This window comes from Martinezella tropici (assembly GCF_008370325.1).
Lineage (GTDB): Bacteria > Pseudomonadota > Alphaproteobacteria > Rhizobiales > Rhizobiaceae > Rhizobium > Rhizobium tropici_B.
Window position 1 is genome coordinate 154,647 of sequence record NZ_VNIP01000010.1, and the last position, 16,907, is coordinate 171,553.

Genomic DNA, 16,907 nt, shown 5'->3' on the forward strand with positions numbered 1-16,907 from the left:
AGCGTATTAGCCAGCAAGTGCCGAAGCAATCGCCTCGATCGCTTCGTCAGCCTTGGCGCCATCCGGGCCGCCGGCTTGGGCCATGTCGGGACGGCCGCCGCCACCCTTGCCGCCGAGGGCAGCCGAAGCGACGCGCACGAGATCGACGGCGCTGAAACGGCCGACGAGATCCTCCGTGACGGCGACGACAGCACTTGCCTTACCATCCTCCGAGACGCCGATCAGCGTCACGACACCGGAGCCGAGGCTTGCCTTCGCCTCATCCGCCAGACCCTTGAGATCCTTGGGATCGACGCCGGAAACCGGCTTGCCGAGGAACTTGACGCCGTTGACCTCCCGGACCGCATCAGCGGAGCCGCCTTGGCCGCCGCCCATGGCAAGCTTGCGCTTTGCATCGGCCAATTCGCGTTCCAGCTTGCGGCGCTCGTCCATCAAGGCTTCGACGCGCGAAACAACATCGGCGGGCTGAACTTTAAGCGTCGAGGCGAGGGTCTTTACGCGATCGTCCTGTTCGGCCAGATAATCGCGCGCGGATTCGCCGGTCACGGCTTCGATACGGCGCACGCCGGCGCCGACGGCGCTATCGCCGAGAATGCGCACAAGACCGATCTGGCCGGTGGCGGAAACATGCGTGCCGCCGCAAAGCTCGACCGAGTAAGGCTTGCCGGACTTGGCACCGCGCACGCCCTGCCCCATCGACACGACGCGAACTTCATCGCCATACTTCTCGCCGAACAGTGCCATGGCCCCTTCCGCAATCGCATCGTCGACGCTCATCAGGCGGGTGGTGACGGGCGAATTCTGCAGAACGATCTCGTTCGCCATCTCCTCAACAACCTTCAGCTCCTCGGCCGACATCGGCTTCGGATGAGAGACATCGAAGCGCAGGCGCTCGGGCGCGACCAGCGAGCCCTTCTGCGCCACATGTGTGCCCAGCACTTCGCGAAGCGCTTCGTGCAGCAGATGGGTGGCGGAATGGTTGGCACGCAGGCGCGAGCGCCTGTTGTGATCCACCGTCAGCACGACCGCATCGCCGACCTGGATCTTGCCTTCCGACACTTCCGAACTGTGAATGAAAAGGCCTTCGCCCTTCTTCTGGGTGTCGCCAACCGTGAGCTTGCCATGATCGCTAGCGATCACGCCGGTATCGCCCATCTGGCCACCGGATTCGCCGTAGAACGGCGTCTGATTGACAACGATCTGAACCTTGTCGCCGGCATTGGCGCTATCGACGGCAGCGCCGTCTTTGACGATAGCCTGGATGACGCCTTCGGCCGTTTCCGTGTCGTAGCCCAGGAATTCGGTGGCGCCGAACTTTTCCTTGAGTTCGAACCAAATGGTTTCGGTCGCCTTGTCGCCGGAACCAGTCCAATGCGAACGCGCCTCGGCCTTCTGACGCTCCATCGCATCCGTGAAGCTGGAAATATCGACGCCGATGCCACGCGCGCGCAGCGCATCCTGCGTCAAATCGAGCGGGAAGCCGTAGGTGTCGTAGAGCTTGAAGGCGGTTTCGCCGTCCAGGCTGTCGCCCTTGTGCAGGTCTGAAGTGGCATCGTTCAGCAGCGACAGGCCGCGCTCCAGCGTCTTCCGGAACCGGGTTTCTTCAAGCTTCAGCGTCTCGGAGGTCAGCGCCTCGGCACGCACCAGCTCCGGATAGGCGCGGCCCATCTGCTGGATCAGCGCCGGCAGCAGCTTCCACATCAACGGCTCCTTGGCACCGAGCAGCTGCGCATGGCGCATGGCGCGGCGCATAATGCGGCGAAGCACATAGCCGCGGCCTTCGTTCGACGGCAGCACGCCATCGGCGATCAGGAAGGCGGAGGAGCGCAGGTGGTCGGCGATGACGCGATGGCTGGCGCGGTGCTCGCCGTCGGCCTTGACGCCAGTCGCCTCTTCCGAGGCTTCGATCAGCGCGCGGAACAGGTCGATATCATAGTTGTCATGCTTGCCCTGCAGCACGGCAGCGACGCGCTCGAGACCCATGCCGGTATCGATCGACGGACGCGGCAGGTCGACGCGCTGTTCCTTGGTGATCTGCTCGAACTGCATGAAGACGAGGTTCCAGATCTCGATGAAGCGGTCGCCGTCTTCCTCCGGAGAGCCGGGAGGGCCGCCCCAGATGTGATCGCCATGGTCGTAGAAGATCTCGGAACAGGGACCGCAAGGGCCTGTATCGCCCATCGCCCAGAAATTGTCGCTGGTGGCGATGCGAATGATCTTGTCGTCGGAAAGACCGGCGATCTTCTTCCAGAGATTATAGGCGTCATCATCGGTGTGATAGACCGTGACGAGCAGGCGCTTGGCATCGAGGCCGAATTCCTTGGTGATCAGGTTCCAGGCGAGCTCGATGGCGCGCTCCTTGAAATAGTCGCCAAAGGAGAAATTGCCGAGCATTTCGAAGAAGGTATGGTGGCGTGCGGTGTAGCCGACATTGTCGAGGTCGTTGTGCTTGCCGCCGGCGCGCACGCATTTCTGCGCCGTCGAGGCCGTCGTATAGGGACGCTGCTCCAGGCCGGTAAACACGTTCTTGAACTGCACCATGCCGGCATTGGTAAACATCAATGTCGGATCGTTGCGCGGAACCAGCGGGCTCGACGGCACGATCTCGTGACCGTTTTTCTTAAAATAGTCGAGGAAGGTCGACCGGATTTCATTCACACCGCTCATATGGGGCCCTTCAGTCCTGCGCTCAGCAACTTGCATCAAAGTCAGTGGCTTTTATCGTTCGCTCCCGGCGCTGTCCAGCCGCACGAACAAAACCGGCCGCACATCCCTTGGACAATACGGCCGGTTTCGAATTTCAGTCTCACATCAAGCCCTGGATTGCTCCCGGAAGTCTTTATTCTCCAGAAGCGTCGCCATCGTCGGCGTCGGGACCGCCATTCTGCAGGAAGCGATCGGCGATCAGGCCGGCATTCTGGCGCAGCGACAACTCGATCTCGCGGGCGAGATCCGGATTGTCGCGCAGGAAGATTTTCGCGTTTTCGCGGCCCTGGCCGAGGCGCTGGCTGTTATAGGAGAACCAGGCGCCGGACTTTTCGACGATGCCGGCCTTGACGCCGAGATCGACCAGTTCGCCGGTCTTGGAAACGCCTTCGCCATACATGATGTCGAACTCGACCTGCTTGAAGGGCGGCGCCATCTTGTTCTTGACGACCTTGACGCGGGTCTGGTTGCCGATCACCTCTTCGCGCTCCTTGACGGCGCCGATACGGCGGATATCGAGGCGAACCGAGGCATAGAACTTCAGCGCATTACCGCCGGTCGTCGTTTCCGGCGAGCCGAACATGACGCCGATCTTCATGCGGATCTGGTTGATGAAGATCACCATGGTCTTGGATTTCGAGATCGAAGCCGTGAGCTTGCGCAGCGCCTGGCTCATCAGACGGGCCTGCAGGCCCGGCAGGCTATCGCCCATCTCGCCTTCGATTTCGGCGCGCGGCGTCAATGCCGCGACGGAATCGACCACGAGAACGTCGACAGCGCCGGAGCGCACCAGCGTATCGGTGATTTCCAGTGCCTGTTCGCCGGTATCGGGCTGCGAGATCAGAAGGTTCTGCAGGTCGACGCCGAGCTTGCGGGCATAGACCGGATCGAGCGCATGTTCTGCGTCCACGAAGGCGCAAATGCCGCCCTTCTTCTGGGCCTCGGCAATGGTCTGCAGCGCGAGCGTCGTCTTACCGGAGCTTTCCGGTCCGTAAATTTCGATGATGCGCCCCTTCGGCAAGCCGCCAATGCCAAGCGCAATATCAAGGCTCAGGGAGCCGGTGGAAACCGTTTCGATTTCGACCACGTTCTCGTTAGAGCCGAGCTTCATGATCGAGCCCTTGCCGAACGACCGCTCAATTTGAGAGAGTGCCGCTTCAAGTGCCTTGCTTTTATCCACCGATTTGTCCTCTACAAGCCGCAAAGAATTCTGAGACATCCGATCCACCTTTAGGTTATTGAAGCCGCTCTAGCAATGTCGCCGCCGATGAGAATTCTGTACTCTATTTGTTCTATTATCGCAAGGGTACAACAAGCAATTGAAAGAAAAAGGTAAAATGAATTCCGTTCTATTTTTGTTTTCTTCTTTCTTCCCAGGCACTTGCATGCCTGCGACGGTGAATTGCGAGATGTTATCGACCTGTCCGATTCGTCCTTTCGACCGCTGAGGAAAACCATATGGCGAAGAAGATTCTCGTTCTCGGCGGCGCACATATCGACCGGCGCGGCCGCATCTTCGGCGAGACGGCACCCGGCGCCAGCAATCCCGGCGCATGGTTCGAAGAGCCCGGCGGCGGCGGCTTCAATGCGGCGCGAAATCTCGCCCGCCTCGGCTTCGACGTCAGGCTGATCTCGCCCCGCGGCGGCGATCCCTCGGGCGAAATGGTAGCGGAAGCGGCAAGCCACGCCGGCATCGACGACAGGCCCTTCGTCTTCCTCGATCGCAAGACGCCGAGCTACACGGCGATCCTCGAACGCGACGGTAATCTGGTCATCGCCCTTGCCGACATGGAACTCTACAAGCTGTTCGTCCCGAGACGTCTGGCGATTCGCGCAGTTCGCGACGCCTTCGAAGGGACCGACCTCGTTCTCTGTGACGCCAATCTGCCCGCCGAGACCCTGGCCGCGATCGCGGCAAGAGCCGCCGTCTTCAGCAAGCCCGTCGCGGCAATCGCAATCTCGCCGGCGAAAGTCGTGCGGCTGAAACCGAGCCTTGCCGGCATCGATCATCTGTTCCTCAACGAAGCCGAGGCGGCCGCGCTGACCGAAAGTCGGCCGGAAGACCCGCTCGAATGGGTGAACGGATTGCGCGCCCTCGGCCTGCGCAATGGCGTCATCACTCGTGGTAGGCGGCCGTTGATCGCATTTTCCCGCGATCTCGTCGTCAGCCTGCAGCCACCGGTCGTCGACGATGTCGCCGATGTCACCGGGGCGGGAGATTCGCTCGCTTCGGGCGTTCTATCGGCCCTGCTTGCCGGACATGATCTCGCAGAGGCTGTCCGCCACGGTGCCGCAGCCGCCGCGATCACCGTCCAATCGCCCTTCGCCACAGCCGAAAATCTGTCTCCGGAGCTTTTGAAGACGATGTTGGCCCTTGTTCCCAAGGCCGAAATTCTGTCATGAAGCCTGCTCAGAACGCGTATACTGTTTCAGTGAATTGGAAACGACAATGACCCAGCCTATCTCGCCCCTGCTTCCGATCTCCTATTCGAAGGAAGTCGCCGCCGCGAAACTGCGCGGCGCACCGCTTGTGGCCCTGGAATCGACCATCATTACCCACGGCATGCCCTATCCCGGCAATATCGAGATGGCCCGCAGCGTCGAGGCGATCATCCGGCAGGAAGGCGCAGTGCCCGCGACCATCGCCGTCATCCACGGTACACTCCATATTGGCCTCGAGCCGGAAGAGCTGGAAGCGCTTGCCAAGACGGAAGGCGCGATGAAGGTCTCGCGCGCCGACATCGCCTTTGCGATCGCCGAGCGCCGCACCGGCGCCACCACCGTCGCCGCCACGATGATCGCCGCAGCCCGTGCCGGCATCAAGGTTTTCGCCACCGGCGGCATCGGCGGCGTGCATCGCGGCGCGGAGGAAAGCTTCGATATCTCGGCCGATCTTGAAGAGCTCTCCCGCACCGGCGTCATCGTCGTCTGCGCCGGCGCCAAGGCGATCCTCGATATTCCGAAGACGCTCGAAGTGCTGGAAACCCGCGGCGTGCCGGTCGTAACCTATGACAGCACCGAATTCCCGGCCTTCTGGTCGCGCTCGTCCGGCCTGGCAAGCCCGCTGACGCTGAACAGCCCGGCTGCCATCGCCAATTTCCAGTCCACGCGCGAGCAACTCGGCATCGATGGCGGCATGCTGATCGCCAATCCGGTGCCGGAAGCCGATGAAATCCCGCGCGAGGAAATGGAAATCTATATCGAGCGCGCCCTCGATAGTGCAGAGCGTGACGAAATCACCGGCAAGGCCGTAACACCCTATCTGCTCAGCACCATCTTCGACATCACCGAAGGCCGCAGCCTCAAGACGAACATCGCGCTTGTCGAAAACAACGCGCGTCTAGCCGCCGAAATCGCCGTCGCTCTGGCGGAATAAGTGGATAAATAGAGCTGCGATAAATAAAAGAACGGCCGGGCGCTTCAAAAGACCGTCCGGCCGTTCTTGTTTCAGATCAGGGAAAACAGGCCCAGAGCAGATCGCAGCTCCGCAAGCGTCGACTCCGTCCGCTCCCTCGCCTTTCTCGTCCCCTCCCGCACGACTTCCATGACATAGCCCGGCTCGGCAGCATAGCGTGCTCGGCGCGTGCGGATCGGAGCGAGCAGCGGCTGAAGAATGTCCTCCAGATGTCTCTTGAGAGTGACATCACCGAGGCCACCGCGGCGATAGTGCGCCTTCATGTCATCAACCAATTGCCGATCCTTGCAGAAGGCATCGAGATAGGTGAAGACGACGTTTCCCTCGACCCTGCCGGGATCGCCGACGCGCAAATGATCCGGATCGGTATACATCCGCCGCACTGCATCGCTTATTTCACCCGGCGATGCCGAGAGCGAGATGGCGTTGCCCTGAGATTTGCTCATCTTCGCCTTGCCGTCGACACCTGGCAGGCGCCCCACGCTCGGCACCATCGCCGTGGCTTCCACGAGAACATCACGCCCGATCTGCCGGTTGAGGCGGCGAACGATCTCGTTGGTCTGCTCGATCAAGGGCGCCTGATCCTCGCCGACCGGAACGACGGTCGCCTTGAAGGCGGTGATATCAGCCGCCTGTGCCACCGGGTAGCAGAGAAAGCCGGCAGGCACGTCGCGTTCGAAACCGCGCAGCTGGATTTCCGTCTTGATTGTCGGATTGCGCTCCAGACGGCTGACCGTGACGAAATTCAGATAGAGCAGCGTCAGCTCCGCCAATGCGGGCAAGGCGGATTGAACGCAGATGGTCGTCAGCACCGGATCGATGCCGACAGCGAGATAATCGGTAGCGACCTCTAGAACGTTGCGACGGACCTTCTCGGGATCATGGGCATTGTCGGTCAGCGCCTGGGTATCCGCCAGCAGCAGGAATTGCTGATGGCTATGCTGAAGCGCGACGCGGCTTTTCAGCGAGCCGACATAATGGCCGAGATGGAGTGGACCGGTGGTCCGGTCGCCCGTCAGGATGACCGGACGGGTGTCGATAAGGGAAGACATTTCGTTGCTCCGCAAAAGGAGCCGCCGCAATCGGGAAGGAAAAACGGAAATAGACCATGCTTGCCGGATCACGGCGGCAGGTCGATTTCAAGATATGACGACTGCCGCTCCTAGAAGGAGCGCCACCACAAACGGTAAATGGGTTTGGCAAGGTCGGTCATGCGGGGGTGATATCACCGACGTGCCAGCATTGGCAACATGGCGAGGCGAAAATCGCCTCCGACCTAGGGCTTATCCAGCGTTTCGCGCACGACGACGGCAAGCTGCTTCAGCGAGAACGGCTTCGGCAGGAATCCGAACTGCGCATCCGCCGGCAGATTGCGGGCAAAGGCATCCTCAGCATAGCCCGAGACGAAGATGAACTTCATATCCGGATATTTCTTGCGCAATTCCCGCAGCAGCGTCGGACCATCCATTTCCGGCATGACGACGTCGGACACGACAACATCGACCTGGCCGTCGAGCTCGTCCATGATGTCGAGTGCCTCGACACCGGAGCCGGCTTCGTAAACGGTATAGCCCCGCGTCTCCAGCATGCGCTTGCCGCCGCGCCGCACTGCCTCCTCATCTTCGACCAGCAGCACGACCGCAGACTTGCCGGTAAGATCAGCCGGCTCCTCCGGCGGAGCCACTATGCCGACGCTCTGATCCATGGCCGCGACATCGCGGCTCTCCGGCGCCTTCGCGTCCGATACAGCGGGCATTTCGACGACATGGCGCGGCAGGAAGATGCGGAAAGTCGTTCCCTTGCCTACTTCCGATTCCGGCTGGATATAGCCGCCGGACTGCTTGATGATGCCATAGACCATCGCAAGGCCGAGGCCAGTGCCCTTGCCGACTTCCTTCGTCGTGAAGAAGGGCTCGAAAATCTTGTCCATGATTTCGGGCGCGATACCGGTGCCGGTATCGCTGACCTCGACAAGCACCATGTCCTCATGCGGCAGATAGGGATAGTTGAAAGCGCTGACATCGGCTGCGAGCAGATTGCGGGTGCGCAGCGTCAGCTGGCCGCCGCCGGGCATGGCATCGCGGGCGTTGACGCAGAGATTGATCAGCACCTGCTCGAACTGCGAGAGATCGGTTTTGACAGGCCAGAGATCGCGGCCGTAATCGACATCCAGCTTTACATGCGTTCCGGACAGAAGCCGGTCCACCAGCATGCGCAAATCGCCGATCACGTCGGTGAGGTTCAGCACTGTCGGCCGCATGGTCTGCTTGCGCGAGAAGGCGAGCAACTGCCTGACCAGCACGGCCGCGCGATTGGCGTTGCGCTTGATTTCCATCAGATCCGCGAAGCTCGCATCCGAAGGCCGCGCCTGCAGCAGCAGATGGTCGGAAGACAAAAGGATCGCGGTCAGCACATTGTTGAAATCGTGCGCGATGCCGCCTGCGAGCGTACCGACGGCATTGAGCTTTTGCGTCTGCGCCATCTGCGTCTCGAGCGCCTTCTGCTCGGTCACCTCGACGGCATAGACGATGGCGGCCTCTTCCGGCGCCTCGTCGGTCTGGTCGATCACCGCATTGATATAGAAGCGGAAATGCCGCGCCTCATCCTTCGGATTACGGGAGTCGATCGGCGGAATGTCGCCCTGCCGGTCCTTGGCGGCCGCCAGCGCCTGCTGCAGCTGCGACCGGTCGCTTTCGTTGACGACGCTCTCCAAGGCGGCGCCGCGCTCGATATCGTCGCGCGAGACGAGATCCGAGAAAAGCTTCAGGAACGGCGCATTCGTCCGCAGGATGCGGCCATTGCCGTCGACGGAAGCGATCGCCATCGGCGTATTGTTGAAGAAGCGGCTGAAGCGCATGGCGGCGGCCGAAGCAGATTGCTCTGTATCCGCGCCGTTCTGCCGGGTCAGGACGATGGTGCGGCTCTCGCCGGGAGCGCCGTCGCGCATCGAGGTGACGCTGTGAACGATCTGCACCGGCAGGCTCTGGCCATTGGCGCGACGCAGATCGAGATCGAGCGTCACCGTCTTCTTCAAGCCCGGCTCCGCCTGAACGGACTGGATCAGCGCCAATCCCTCGCCGGCCACCAGATCGCGGATCGTCATCGAGCCCGGTACGAACTTCGTCAGATCGAAGCCCAGCCACTCGGCCAGTGTCGCGTTGAGATAGAAGATCTCACCCTTGCGGCCGGCGGAGAAGAAACCGGCCGGCGCATGATCGAGATAGTCGATCGCGTTCTGCAATTCCTTGAAGAAGCGCTCCTGGTCGTCGCGTTCGGAGGTGATGTCGGTGACCTGCCAGATATGCAGCACCTTGCTGCTGCCCTGTTCCGGCGGCAGCACGCGGGCCTTCAACCGATACCAGTGCGCCCCGTTGCCGCTTCCGTCCGCAGGACCGAGCGGCTTCAGCAGGCGAAACTCTTCCGATCCCTCCTTGCCGTCGCGCAGACCATTGGCGAGACGATACAAGGCCTCGTTGGATTCCCGGTTTCGCGACAGCAGCATTTCCAGCGACTGCACTTCCGTCGCTTTGGCGGCGCCGGTCAGCCGGCCATAGGCGGCGTTGGCGTAGACGATGCGCCCCTTCTCGTCGGTGATCAGCGTCCCATCCGGATGGCTGTTGAGAAACGAACGCGCCAGACTGTCGGATTGCGGCTGCGGCATCACCTCGACGAAGCCGATGATCGAGGAAACGAGGAAGAAGATGCCGACCATGGCAAGAATGCCGAGGCCGCCGAGAACCGCTTCATTGTCGAGCTGGCTCTTGAAGACGACGAAGGCCGCGGCGGCAGCCACGAGAACGAGCGCCAGCAGAATGATGCGCAACACGGTTCCCGAACGAACTCCGCGATCCACCAGCGGCACGCTATACTCGTCGGATGGACGCTGCTTCGTCATAAACCCCTCGTCTCCGCCGTTCTCCTCGCGACATGTCATACACGTTAAGGATCGCCGGAGTCGGACCTTTCGAATCTTCTTTACCAATTTGCGTCATCGGCAAAAAGCTTTGCCGAGCCAGAAAGGCTTGAATTCACAGGCAATAGAACACAAGAGGTATCAATCGCATCTTGTCTCCGCCGCGATCCTGCTCATATGATCGCCGCATAGGAAGGCCAAGTTCAAGGCATCTACCCGCCGGAGCTGCACAATAGGCCGCGACGTCGGGGACAAATACGGGAGTATCTCGACATGTTGGACGACATCGCCGGAGCCTATGGCAGCCGTTTCCTCCTCGCAGCCGGTGGGGTTGGCATCGCCCTGATCGTGCTGATCGCCATTCTGTGGCTCCTGCGCAATCGAGCGCCTTCTCCCTTCGTGCGCGGCGGCAAAAACCGCCAGCCGCGTCTGCAGGTGCTGGATGCCGCCGCCGTCGATGCCCGCCGCCGTCTCGTGCTCGTCAGGCGCGACGGCATAGAACACCTGATCATGATCGGCGGCCCGACTGATATCGTCATCGAGTCCGGCATCTCCGATCCCGCGCGCGCCGGCGTCGCAGCGACGCCTGTCAACGCTCCCATAGCTGCGACGCCTGTCGATGTTCCGGTGGCCTATGAAAGCCGGCAACAACAGCCGGAAAACGCTGCCGAGCTCGATGCCGCTCCTGCGGCACCTCCACAGCGTCTGCAATCCACCGGGGACAGGATCGAAGCCTATCTGCGTTCCGAAACGCCCGTTGCCCCGGCTCTGGAACCGGCGCCGGTGCCGCACGTGGCTGCCGAACGTCCGCAACCGGCAGCTGTCAGTCCGCCGCAACCAGCTCCACAAACCGCTCCGACCATCAGCGAAGCAGAGGCCGCCGACATACTGGACGCCGCCCGCCATGTCGTCCTGCCGCAGCAACAGCCGGCTCCCGCTCGTCCAGTGCCCGTCGAGCCTGTCGCCGCACCTGCGCGCCCCGCCGAGCCCGGCAACGATTTCCAGCGCATACTAGAAGCCGAAATGTCGAAAAACCTGACTGCCGAACGGATCATTCCCAATGCACCGGCACCACGGCAGGTGCAACAGCAGCCTGTTCCATCGCCGGCACCAAGCCCGGCACAGAGGGTCGAACCCGAGCTTGCGCCGCTGACCGGGGCCGACAGCGCCCTCCAGCAGGAAGTGGCGCGCATCTTCGGTGAAATGAGCGTCAGCCGCGACAAATAATGCGCGGCGTGAAGTGCCGGAAATGAAAAAGCACGGGGAGCGGATTCCCCGTGCTTTTACTTGTATCCAGTCGAGCCGACAGCTCGATTATTCGTCGCGATAAACCTTTTCCCGGCGCTCGTGGCGTTCCTGCGCCTCGATCGACAGGGTCGCAATCGGACGAGCATCCAGGCGCTTCAGGCCGATCGGCTCGCCGGTCTCTTCGCAATAGCCGTAAGTACCGTCTTCAATACGCTGCAATGCGGCATCGATCTTGGAGATGAGTTTACGCTGGCGGTCGCGAGCGCGAAGCTCGATGGCTCTGTCTGTTTCCGAAGAAGCCCGATCGGCCAGATCGGGATGATTTGCGCTTTCTTCCGCCAGATGATCCAGCGTCTCGCGCGCTTCTCTAAGGATATCGTTTTTCCATGCTACCAGCTTCGCTCGAAAATAGGCTCGCTGATTCAGATTCATGAACTCCTCGTCTTCCGAGGGCACATAATTGCTAAGATCGATCTTCTCACTCAACGCGATTCTCCTGAAGAACATCTCATATGGCTGGGCTGTATATCCCAACCAATAGTGCCGGTTCAAGCCAAATAGATGCTGTCAACTGATTTTTAAATTTGTCATAAAATTCGGCTAAGCGTCTATTTTTTCATCATTTCTTCCCAGTAACCCGGATTCGCGTCTCTCGTAACCTTCGCGTGAAGGTAGGACATTTCGCCTTCCGGCGGATCGCGTCGCAGTTGACTGAGCATGCAAACAGACGTTACCTCATTAAGGAAATCGAGCTCCGGAATTTCGCCATGGTCAGCATTTCGCCGCCACCCTCCAGGATCTATCTCCTGCGCCATGCCGAGGCCCAGCAGGCCACTCCCGGCCAGAAGGATTTCGACCGTCCTTTGAGCGACAACGGCTATGCTGCAGCCGAGATCGTTGCGGACGAGGCCGCCGACAAAGGCTACAAGCCGGACCTCGTCATTTCATCCACGGCCCTGCGCTGTCGCCAGACTGCCGCCGCCATGCGCCGCGCCGTCACGCCCTCGACGGAATTCCGCTTTGTCGATGCGCTCTACAACGGAACGCCGGACATCTATCTGTCGCTCATATCAGCGCAGACTGATCAGGACTCGGTCATGCTGGTTGCGCACAATCCAATCATCGAGCTGACGCTCGCCGCCTTGATCGGGCGCGAGGCCATGGCCGGCGCGCTCCCGCGCGGCTTTCCGACAGCGGGTCTTGCCGTCGTCGATTCAGCACCGTCGGGCTGGGTCCTGACCGACTTCATCACCGAATAGGGATATTCGCCGAGACGCTCGCCTCGAACGATACCCGGGAAACGCCCTGCCTCTGATTGCAGATGCCGACGCATTCATCTTTTCGGGGCAAGTTTCGATCCCTATATTCACGGTCACGCTGTCATCCAGGGATCCCGCCTTGCCCCCAAGCCTGACCTCTTTTACCGACGACGCCCTCATTGCCTTTGACAATCTTGCCGATCGCGCAGCCGGCCTCGTCAATCCCACAATTCGTCTGGGCGTCACGGGCCTCTCCCGTTCGGGCAAGACCGTCTTTATCTCCTCGCTGGTGCATAATCTTCTGAACGGCGGGCGTCTGCCGCTGTTCGAGCCGGTGCAATCCGGCCGCGTTTCAGCCGTTCGCCTCGAGCCGCAGCCGGACGATGCCGTGCCGCGCTTTCAATATGAGGATCATATTCGCGCGCTCGTCAAAGACCGCATCTGGCCGGATTCGACACGTGCCATCTCCGAACTGCGCATCACGCTGGATTATCAAAGCGCCAGCGGCTGGAACCGCCTGTTCTCGCCAGGCCGTCTCTCCATCGATATCGTCGATTATCCGGGCGAATGGCTGCTGGACCTGCCGCTGCTTGCCAAGGATTTCCGCGCCTTCAGCGAGGAAACGCTGGCTCTGGCCAAAACCGGCATTCGCGCCGAACTGTCACGTCACTGGCTGGAGATAACGGAGGCCGCCGATATCGCTGCACCTGCGGATGAAATGAAGGCACGCGAACTTGCCATCGCCTTCGCCGACTATCTGAAGGCCTGCAAATCGGACGAACGCTCGCTTTCCACACTGCCGCCCGGCCGTTTCCTTCTGCCTGGCGATCTCGACGGTTCGCCGGCCCTCACCTTCGCGCCGCTGAAGCTGCCGGCCGAAGGGACTGCTCCGAAAGGGTCGCTGTGGGCGATGATGGAGCGCCGCTACGAGGCCTACAAGGCGGTGGTCGTCAAACCCTTCTTCCGTGAGCATTTCGCCCGCCTCGACCGGCAGATCGTCCTTGTCGATGCCCTGCAGGCCATCAATCGCGGACCGGAAGCGGTGCAGGATCTCGAACGAGCGCTGACGGACGTTCTGGCATGCTTCCGTCCCGGCACGAACTCGCTCCTTTCCTCGCTGCTCGGTCGCCGCATCGATCGCGTGCTGGTCGCCGCCACCAAGGCTGACCACCTCCATCATGAAAGCCATGACCGGCTGGAGGCATTGACGCGCCGCCTCGTCGAGCGGGCCATAGAGCGCATCGGCATGGCGGGAGCCGGCATCGAGGTCATGGCGATCGCTTCGGTGCGCGCGACGCGGGAGGCAACCGTGACCCGCGACGGACAGACGCTCCCCGTCATCGTCGGCACGCCGATGGACAAGGAAACCATCGCCGGCGAGCTGTTCGACGGCAACCGCAAGACCGCGATCTTTCCCGGCGATCTGCCGGAAAATCCGCGCTGGCTGTTCGAAGCCCTTGAATCGGATGGGACAAAGGTCCATCTGCCCGAGGTGAACGTCGTGCGGTTCCGGCCGCCGGAGCTGGATGAAACCGGCAGCGGCATCAAGCTGTCGGTGCCGCATATCCGCCTTGACCGCGCCATGCAGTTCCTGTTCGGAGACCGTCTCGCATGACGAAGCCGACCGAAAACGAGCCGAACGGTAACCGCCGACCCGCCGCCTTTACGCTGGAACCGGACGCCTCCAGAAAAGACGCAGATATCAAGGCCATGCCACCGGCGGTGCGCAGGCCGCAAAGCTTCGATGCCGATGTCGTCCTGACTCCAGACGAAGAAGATCCCTTCATCAATCCGACCCTCGATGCCGATGCGGACGGAACCGCCATTGCTAGGCCCCGCCGCGCGGGGTTTTCCTTCGGCAAGATAGCGTTTGGCGCGCTCGGAATTATCGTCTCGCTCGCCTTCGGTCTCTGGACCGACCAACTCATCCGCGACCTGTTCAGCCGCGCCGACTGGCTGGGCTATACAGCCCTTGCGGTCGTCACCGTCGGCATTCTGGCCGTGCTTGCCATCGTGATCCGCGAAACGGCCGGCATGATGCGGCTGGCCGCCGTGCAGACCATCAAGGCAGAAGCGGAAGCCGCCATCGTGGAGACCCGACCGGCCCGCGCCAAAGCGCTGGTGAAGCGTCTCTGCACACTGCTGGAAGCCAACCCAGATACCGCTAGGGGCCGTGCGACGCTGAAGGCGGCAGAGGATGACATCATCGATGCGCCACAGCTGATCGACCTTGCTGAGCGCGAGCTCCTCGGCCCGCTCGACCGCCGGGCGCGGGCACTGATTCTCGGCGCCTCAAAACGGGTATCGGTCGTAACGGCGGTCAGTCCACGCGCCCTCGTCGATATTCTCTATGTTCTTTACGAGGCGGCAAAACTGGTCCGCGCAATGGCGGAACTCTATGGCGGCAGGCCGGGCACGCTCGGCATGATCAGGCTTATGCGCGACGTGCTCGCCCATCTCGCCGTTACGGGCTCCATCGCAGTCGGCGACAGCATCATCCAGCAACTGATCGGCCACGGGCTGGCGTCGAAGCTTTCAGCCCGTCTTGGCGAAGGCGTCGTCAACGGCATGATGACGGCGAGGATCGGAATAGCCGCGATGGATCTTTGCCGCCCGCTTGCCTTCAAGGCACTCAAGCGGCCCGGCATCGCCGATTTTGCCGGCGACCTCACGCCGAATATCACCGGCCGCAACACGACGTGATGACCTGAAAATCAGGTGCTTTAGCATCATGGAAACCAAGCATTAACCATTCTGCGGCAAAAGTGGGAACCAGTTTTACGGTTCCGCCTCGCTAGGAAATATCCATGTTTTCGCGTCGATTTCTTCTTGTAAGCAGTTTTGCCGCCGCAGCCCTCTCTACAGGCGCTGGCGTGCAATCAGCCGACGCGGCGCCCCGCGACAAGGCCTTCTTTCAGTCGATATCAGGCACCTGGAGCGGCCCCGGCGAAATCGTGGCCGGCAAGTATAAGGGCACGAAATTCACCTGCAATCTCTCGGGTAAACCGTCCGACGGCGGCAATGCCGGTGTTAAGCTCGACGGCACTTGCCGCGTCGGGGTCTTCCAGCAGCCGATGTCGGCCGAGATCACGCAAAGCGGCGGCTCCTACAGCGGAAAATTCCTTGATGGCGCGGCCGGCAAGGGTCTCGACGTCACCTCGGGCACGGTCAATGACAATACCGTCGTCCTCGGGCTGATCCGTCAGAAACTGAACGGCGCCATGATCGCTCGCGTTTCGGACAACAAGTCGATGAATGTCACCATCTCGGTGAAGGTCGGCGAACAGATGGTGCCTGTCATCGGCGTCACCCTGAAGCGGGCCGATGTCGATCAGATGGCGGTCGGATCGATCCAGTAAACTTCGGATATCGGTGCTCAAAAAGCAAAAAGGCCGGCAAACTCGCCGGCCTTTTTGCTTTTTCATATTGCGGTTCAGGCGGTTCGCCACCAGTCACAATTTTCATCCGCGACCTCGATGCCCTCGACATCGACCTCCAGCAACCAGTCGCTGATCTTGCGGCCGTTGACGACGAGATCGGCTGCAAAATCGGCAAGCGGCATCAGCACGAAGCCACGCTCGACCATCCGCGGATGGGGGATGGTCAAGAGCGGCTCCACCTGCTGCAGATCTCCATAGGTCAGCACATCGATATCGATCGTCCTCGGCCCCCAGCGTTCGATCCGCACCCGCTTCATCTGCCGCTCTATATCGAGGCATACGTCGAGCAGGGCTTCCGGCGCCAGAGTGGTATCGACGGCCGCGCAGGAATTGTAGAAAAAGGACTGGTCCGTCTTGCCCCACGGCGGTGTGCGGTAAAGCCGCGACACCGAAACCACCTGGCAATCGGCGCGCTGATCCAGTGTGCGAAGGGCGAACGCCATGGCACGGACCGGATTGTCCAGGTTGCCGCCAAGACCGAGCGTCGTCCGCACCGCCAGGTTTTCAGGCAAAATGCTCAATGCTCACCTGCACATAATCGAGGACGCCCGGAACCGGGGCATTGGGTTTGCGCACCGTGATCTTGGCGCGGCGGATGCTGGGAAAGCGCCGGCACAGCTCCTTCGCCACATCGAGCGCCAGCGCTTCGATCAGATAGCGACGGCGTCCGGTCACGATCTCCTCGATGACGGTGAATGCGACGCCGTAATTGACGGTATCGTCGATCGAATCACGCTCCAGCGCATCGCCCGCTTCGACGTCGAGCTCGGCATCGACAAAGAAGCGCTGACCAAGGAACTCCTCCTCGTCATGCACGCCATGGCGAGCAAAGAAAGCGCAATTCTGCAGAGTAATGGTATATGTCACGGCGCTCATGGCGTCCCTCCATTTCGAACAGGCACAACGGCGTCCGAAAAACGCTCCCT

At 61.2% G+C, this 16,907-nt stretch carries 14 protein-coding genes; 7 read left to right on the forward strand and 7 right to left on the reverse strand.

Annotated elements, in window-relative coordinates:
• Positions 1–6 precede the first annotated feature (6 nt).
• Positions 7–2,667, reverse strand: a complete 2,661-nt coding sequence (gene alaS / locus FP026_RS19650) for an alanine--tRNA ligase (RefSeq protein ID WP_149636292.1) — start codon at positions 2,665–2,667, stop codon at positions 7–9.
• A 172-nt stretch (positions 2,668–2,839) separates the two neighbouring features.
• Positions 2,840–3,925, reverse strand: a complete 1,086-nt coding sequence (gene recA / locus FP026_RS19655; protein WP_149636293.1) for a recombinase RecA — start codon at positions 3,923–3,925, stop codon at positions 2,840–2,842.
• A gap of 239 nt (positions 3,926–4,164) precedes the next feature.
• Between recA and FP026_RS19660 the strand changes: the two genes are divergently transcribed.
• Positions 4,165–5,109, forward strand: a complete 945-nt coding sequence (locus tag FP026_RS19660; RefSeq protein WP_149636294.1) for a carbohydrate kinase family protein — start codon at positions 4,165–4,167, stop codon at positions 5,107–5,109.
• Between the two features lie 46 nt (positions 5,110–5,155).
• Complete coding sequence (locus FP026_RS19665) at positions 5,156–6,082, forward strand: pseudouridine-5'-phosphate glycosidase (RefSeq protein ID WP_149636295.1); 927 nt, start codon at positions 5,156–5,158, stop codon at positions 6,080–6,082.
• Positions 6,083–6,153: 71 nt separating this feature from the next.
• Here the strand turns inward: FP026_RS19665 and trpS are convergent, their stop codons facing one another.
• Together trpS and cckA are read right to left on the reverse strand one after the other, a co-directional pair.
• The gene (trpS, locus tag FP026_RS19670) at positions 6,154–7,173 is read right to left on the reverse strand and encodes a tryptophan--tRNA ligase (protein WP_149636296.1); all 1,020 of its coding nucleotides are present in this window, start codon (positions 7,171–7,173) and stop codon (positions 6,154–6,156) included.
• 224 nt (positions 7,174–7,397) lie between these two features.
• Entirely contained in the window at positions 7,398–10,055 is a 2,658-nt protein-coding gene (cckA, locus tag FP026_RS19675; RefSeq protein ID WP_432444136.1) for a cell cycle histidine kinase CckA, read from the reverse strand.
• A 252-nt stretch (positions 10,056–10,307) separates the two neighbouring features.
• On the opposite strand from cckA, the gene FP026_RS19680 reads away from it, so the two are divergent.
• Positions 10,308–11,261: a flagellar biosynthetic protein FliO gene (locus FP026_RS19680; protein WP_149636298.1), complete on the forward strand. Its 954-nt coding sequence runs from the start codon at positions 10,308–10,310 to the stop codon at positions 11,259–11,261.
• Positions 11,262–11,348: 87 nt separating this feature from the next.
• On the opposite strand, the gene dksA is transcribed toward FP026_RS19680, so the two are convergent.
• Positions 11,349–11,768, reverse strand: a complete 420-nt coding sequence (gene dksA / locus FP026_RS19685; RefSeq protein ID WP_015340076.1) for an RNA polymerase-binding protein DksA — start codon at positions 11,766–11,768, stop codon at positions 11,349–11,351.
• Between the two features lie 281 nt (positions 11,769–12,049).
• Here dksA and FP026_RS19690 point away from each other — a divergent pair, with 281 nt between their 5' ends.
• The 4 genes from FP026_RS19690 to FP026_RS19705 all read left to right on the forward strand — a co-directional run bounded on the left by FP026_RS19690 (position 12,050) and on the right by FP026_RS19705 (position 15,900).
• Positions 12,050–12,541 carry a SixA phosphatase family protein gene (locus FP026_RS19690; RefSeq protein ID WP_149636299.1) on the forward strand — a complete coding sequence of 164 codons (492 nt, stop codon included), beginning with the start codon at positions 12,050–12,052 and terminating at the stop codon, positions 12,539–12,541.
• A gap of 139 nt (positions 12,542–12,680) precedes the next feature.
• Positions 12,681–14,156, forward strand: a complete 1,476-nt coding sequence (locus FP026_RS19695; RefSeq protein ID WP_149636300.1) for a YcjX family protein — start codon at positions 12,681–12,683, stop codon at positions 14,154–14,156.
• Positions 14,153–15,244 carry a YcjF family protein gene (locus tag FP026_RS19700; protein ID WP_149636301.1) on the forward strand — a complete coding sequence of 364 codons (1,092 nt, stop codon included), beginning with the start codon at positions 14,153–14,155 and terminating at the stop codon, positions 15,242–15,244. The genes FP026_RS19695 and FP026_RS19700 overlap by 4 nt, the downstream gene beginning before the upstream one ends.
• A gap of 104 nt (positions 15,245–15,348) precedes the next feature.
• Positions 15,349–15,900 (forward strand): hypothetical protein, encoded by a 552-nt coding sequence (locus FP026_RS19705; RefSeq protein WP_149636302.1) that lies wholly within the window; start codon positions 15,349–15,351, stop codon positions 15,898–15,900.
• Positions 15,901–15,974: 74 nt separating this feature from the next.
• Here FP026_RS19705 and folK read toward each other — a convergent pair whose 3' ends face one another.
• Together folK and folB are read right to left on the reverse strand one after the other, a co-directional pair.
• Positions 15,975–16,493 carry a 2-amino-4-hydroxy-6-hydroxymethyldihydropteridine diphosphokinase gene (gene folK, locus FP026_RS19710; protein ID WP_188112643.1) on the reverse strand — a complete coding sequence of 173 codons (519 nt, stop codon included), beginning with the start codon at positions 16,491–16,493 and terminating at the stop codon, positions 15,975–15,977.
• A complete protein-coding gene (folB, locus tag FP026_RS19715; protein WP_120664156.1) occupies positions 16,486–16,857 on the reverse strand; it encodes a dihydroneopterin aldolase in 372 nt (123 codons plus the stop codon). The genes folK and folB overlap by 8 nt, the downstream gene beginning before the upstream one ends.
• Positions 16,858–16,907: the final 50 nt, after the last annotated feature.

Excerpts from the sequence above, each read along its gene's own strand:
- alaS (WP_149636292.1), bottom strand. The coding sequence starts at position 2,667 with ATGAGCGGTGTGAATGAAATCCGGTCGACCTTCCTCGACTATTTTAAG.
- recA (WP_149636293.1), bottom strand. The coding sequence starts at position 3,925 with ATGTCTCAGAATTCTTTGCGGCTTGTAGAGGACAAATCGGTGGATAAA.
- FP026_RS19660 (WP_149636294.1), top strand. The coding sequence starts at position 4,165 with ATGGCGAAGAAGATTCTCGTTCTCGGCGGCGCACATATCGACCGGCGC.
- FP026_RS19665 (WP_149636295.1), top strand. The coding sequence starts at position 5,156 with ATGACCCAGCCTATCTCGCCCCTGCTTCCGATCTCCTATTCGAAGGAA.
- trpS (WP_149636296.1), bottom strand. The coding sequence starts at position 7,173 with ATGTCTTCCCTTATCGACACCCGTCCGGTCATCCTGACGGGCGACCGG.
- cckA (WP_432444136.1), bottom strand. The coding sequence starts at position 10,055 with ATGACATGTCGCGAGGAGAACGGCGGAGACGAGGGGTTTATGACGAAG.
- FP026_RS19680 (WP_149636298.1), top strand. The coding sequence starts at position 10,308 with ATGTTGGACGACATCGCCGGAGCCTATGGCAGCCGTTTCCTCCTCGCA.
- FP026_RS19690 (WP_149636299.1), top strand. The coding sequence starts at position 12,050 with ATGGTCAGCATTTCGCCGCCACCCTCCAGGATCTATCTCCTGCGCCAT.
- FP026_RS19700 (WP_149636301.1), top strand. The coding sequence starts at position 14,153 with ATGACGAAGCCGACCGAAAACGAGCCGAACGGTAACCGCCGACCCGCC.
- FP026_RS19705 (WP_149636302.1), top strand. The coding sequence starts at position 15,349 with ATGTTTTCGCGTCGATTTCTTCTTGTAAGCAGTTTTGCCGCCGCAGCC.
- folB (WP_120664156.1), bottom strand. The coding sequence starts at position 16,857 with ATGAGCGCCGTGACATATACCATTACTCTGCAGAATTGCGCTTTCTTT.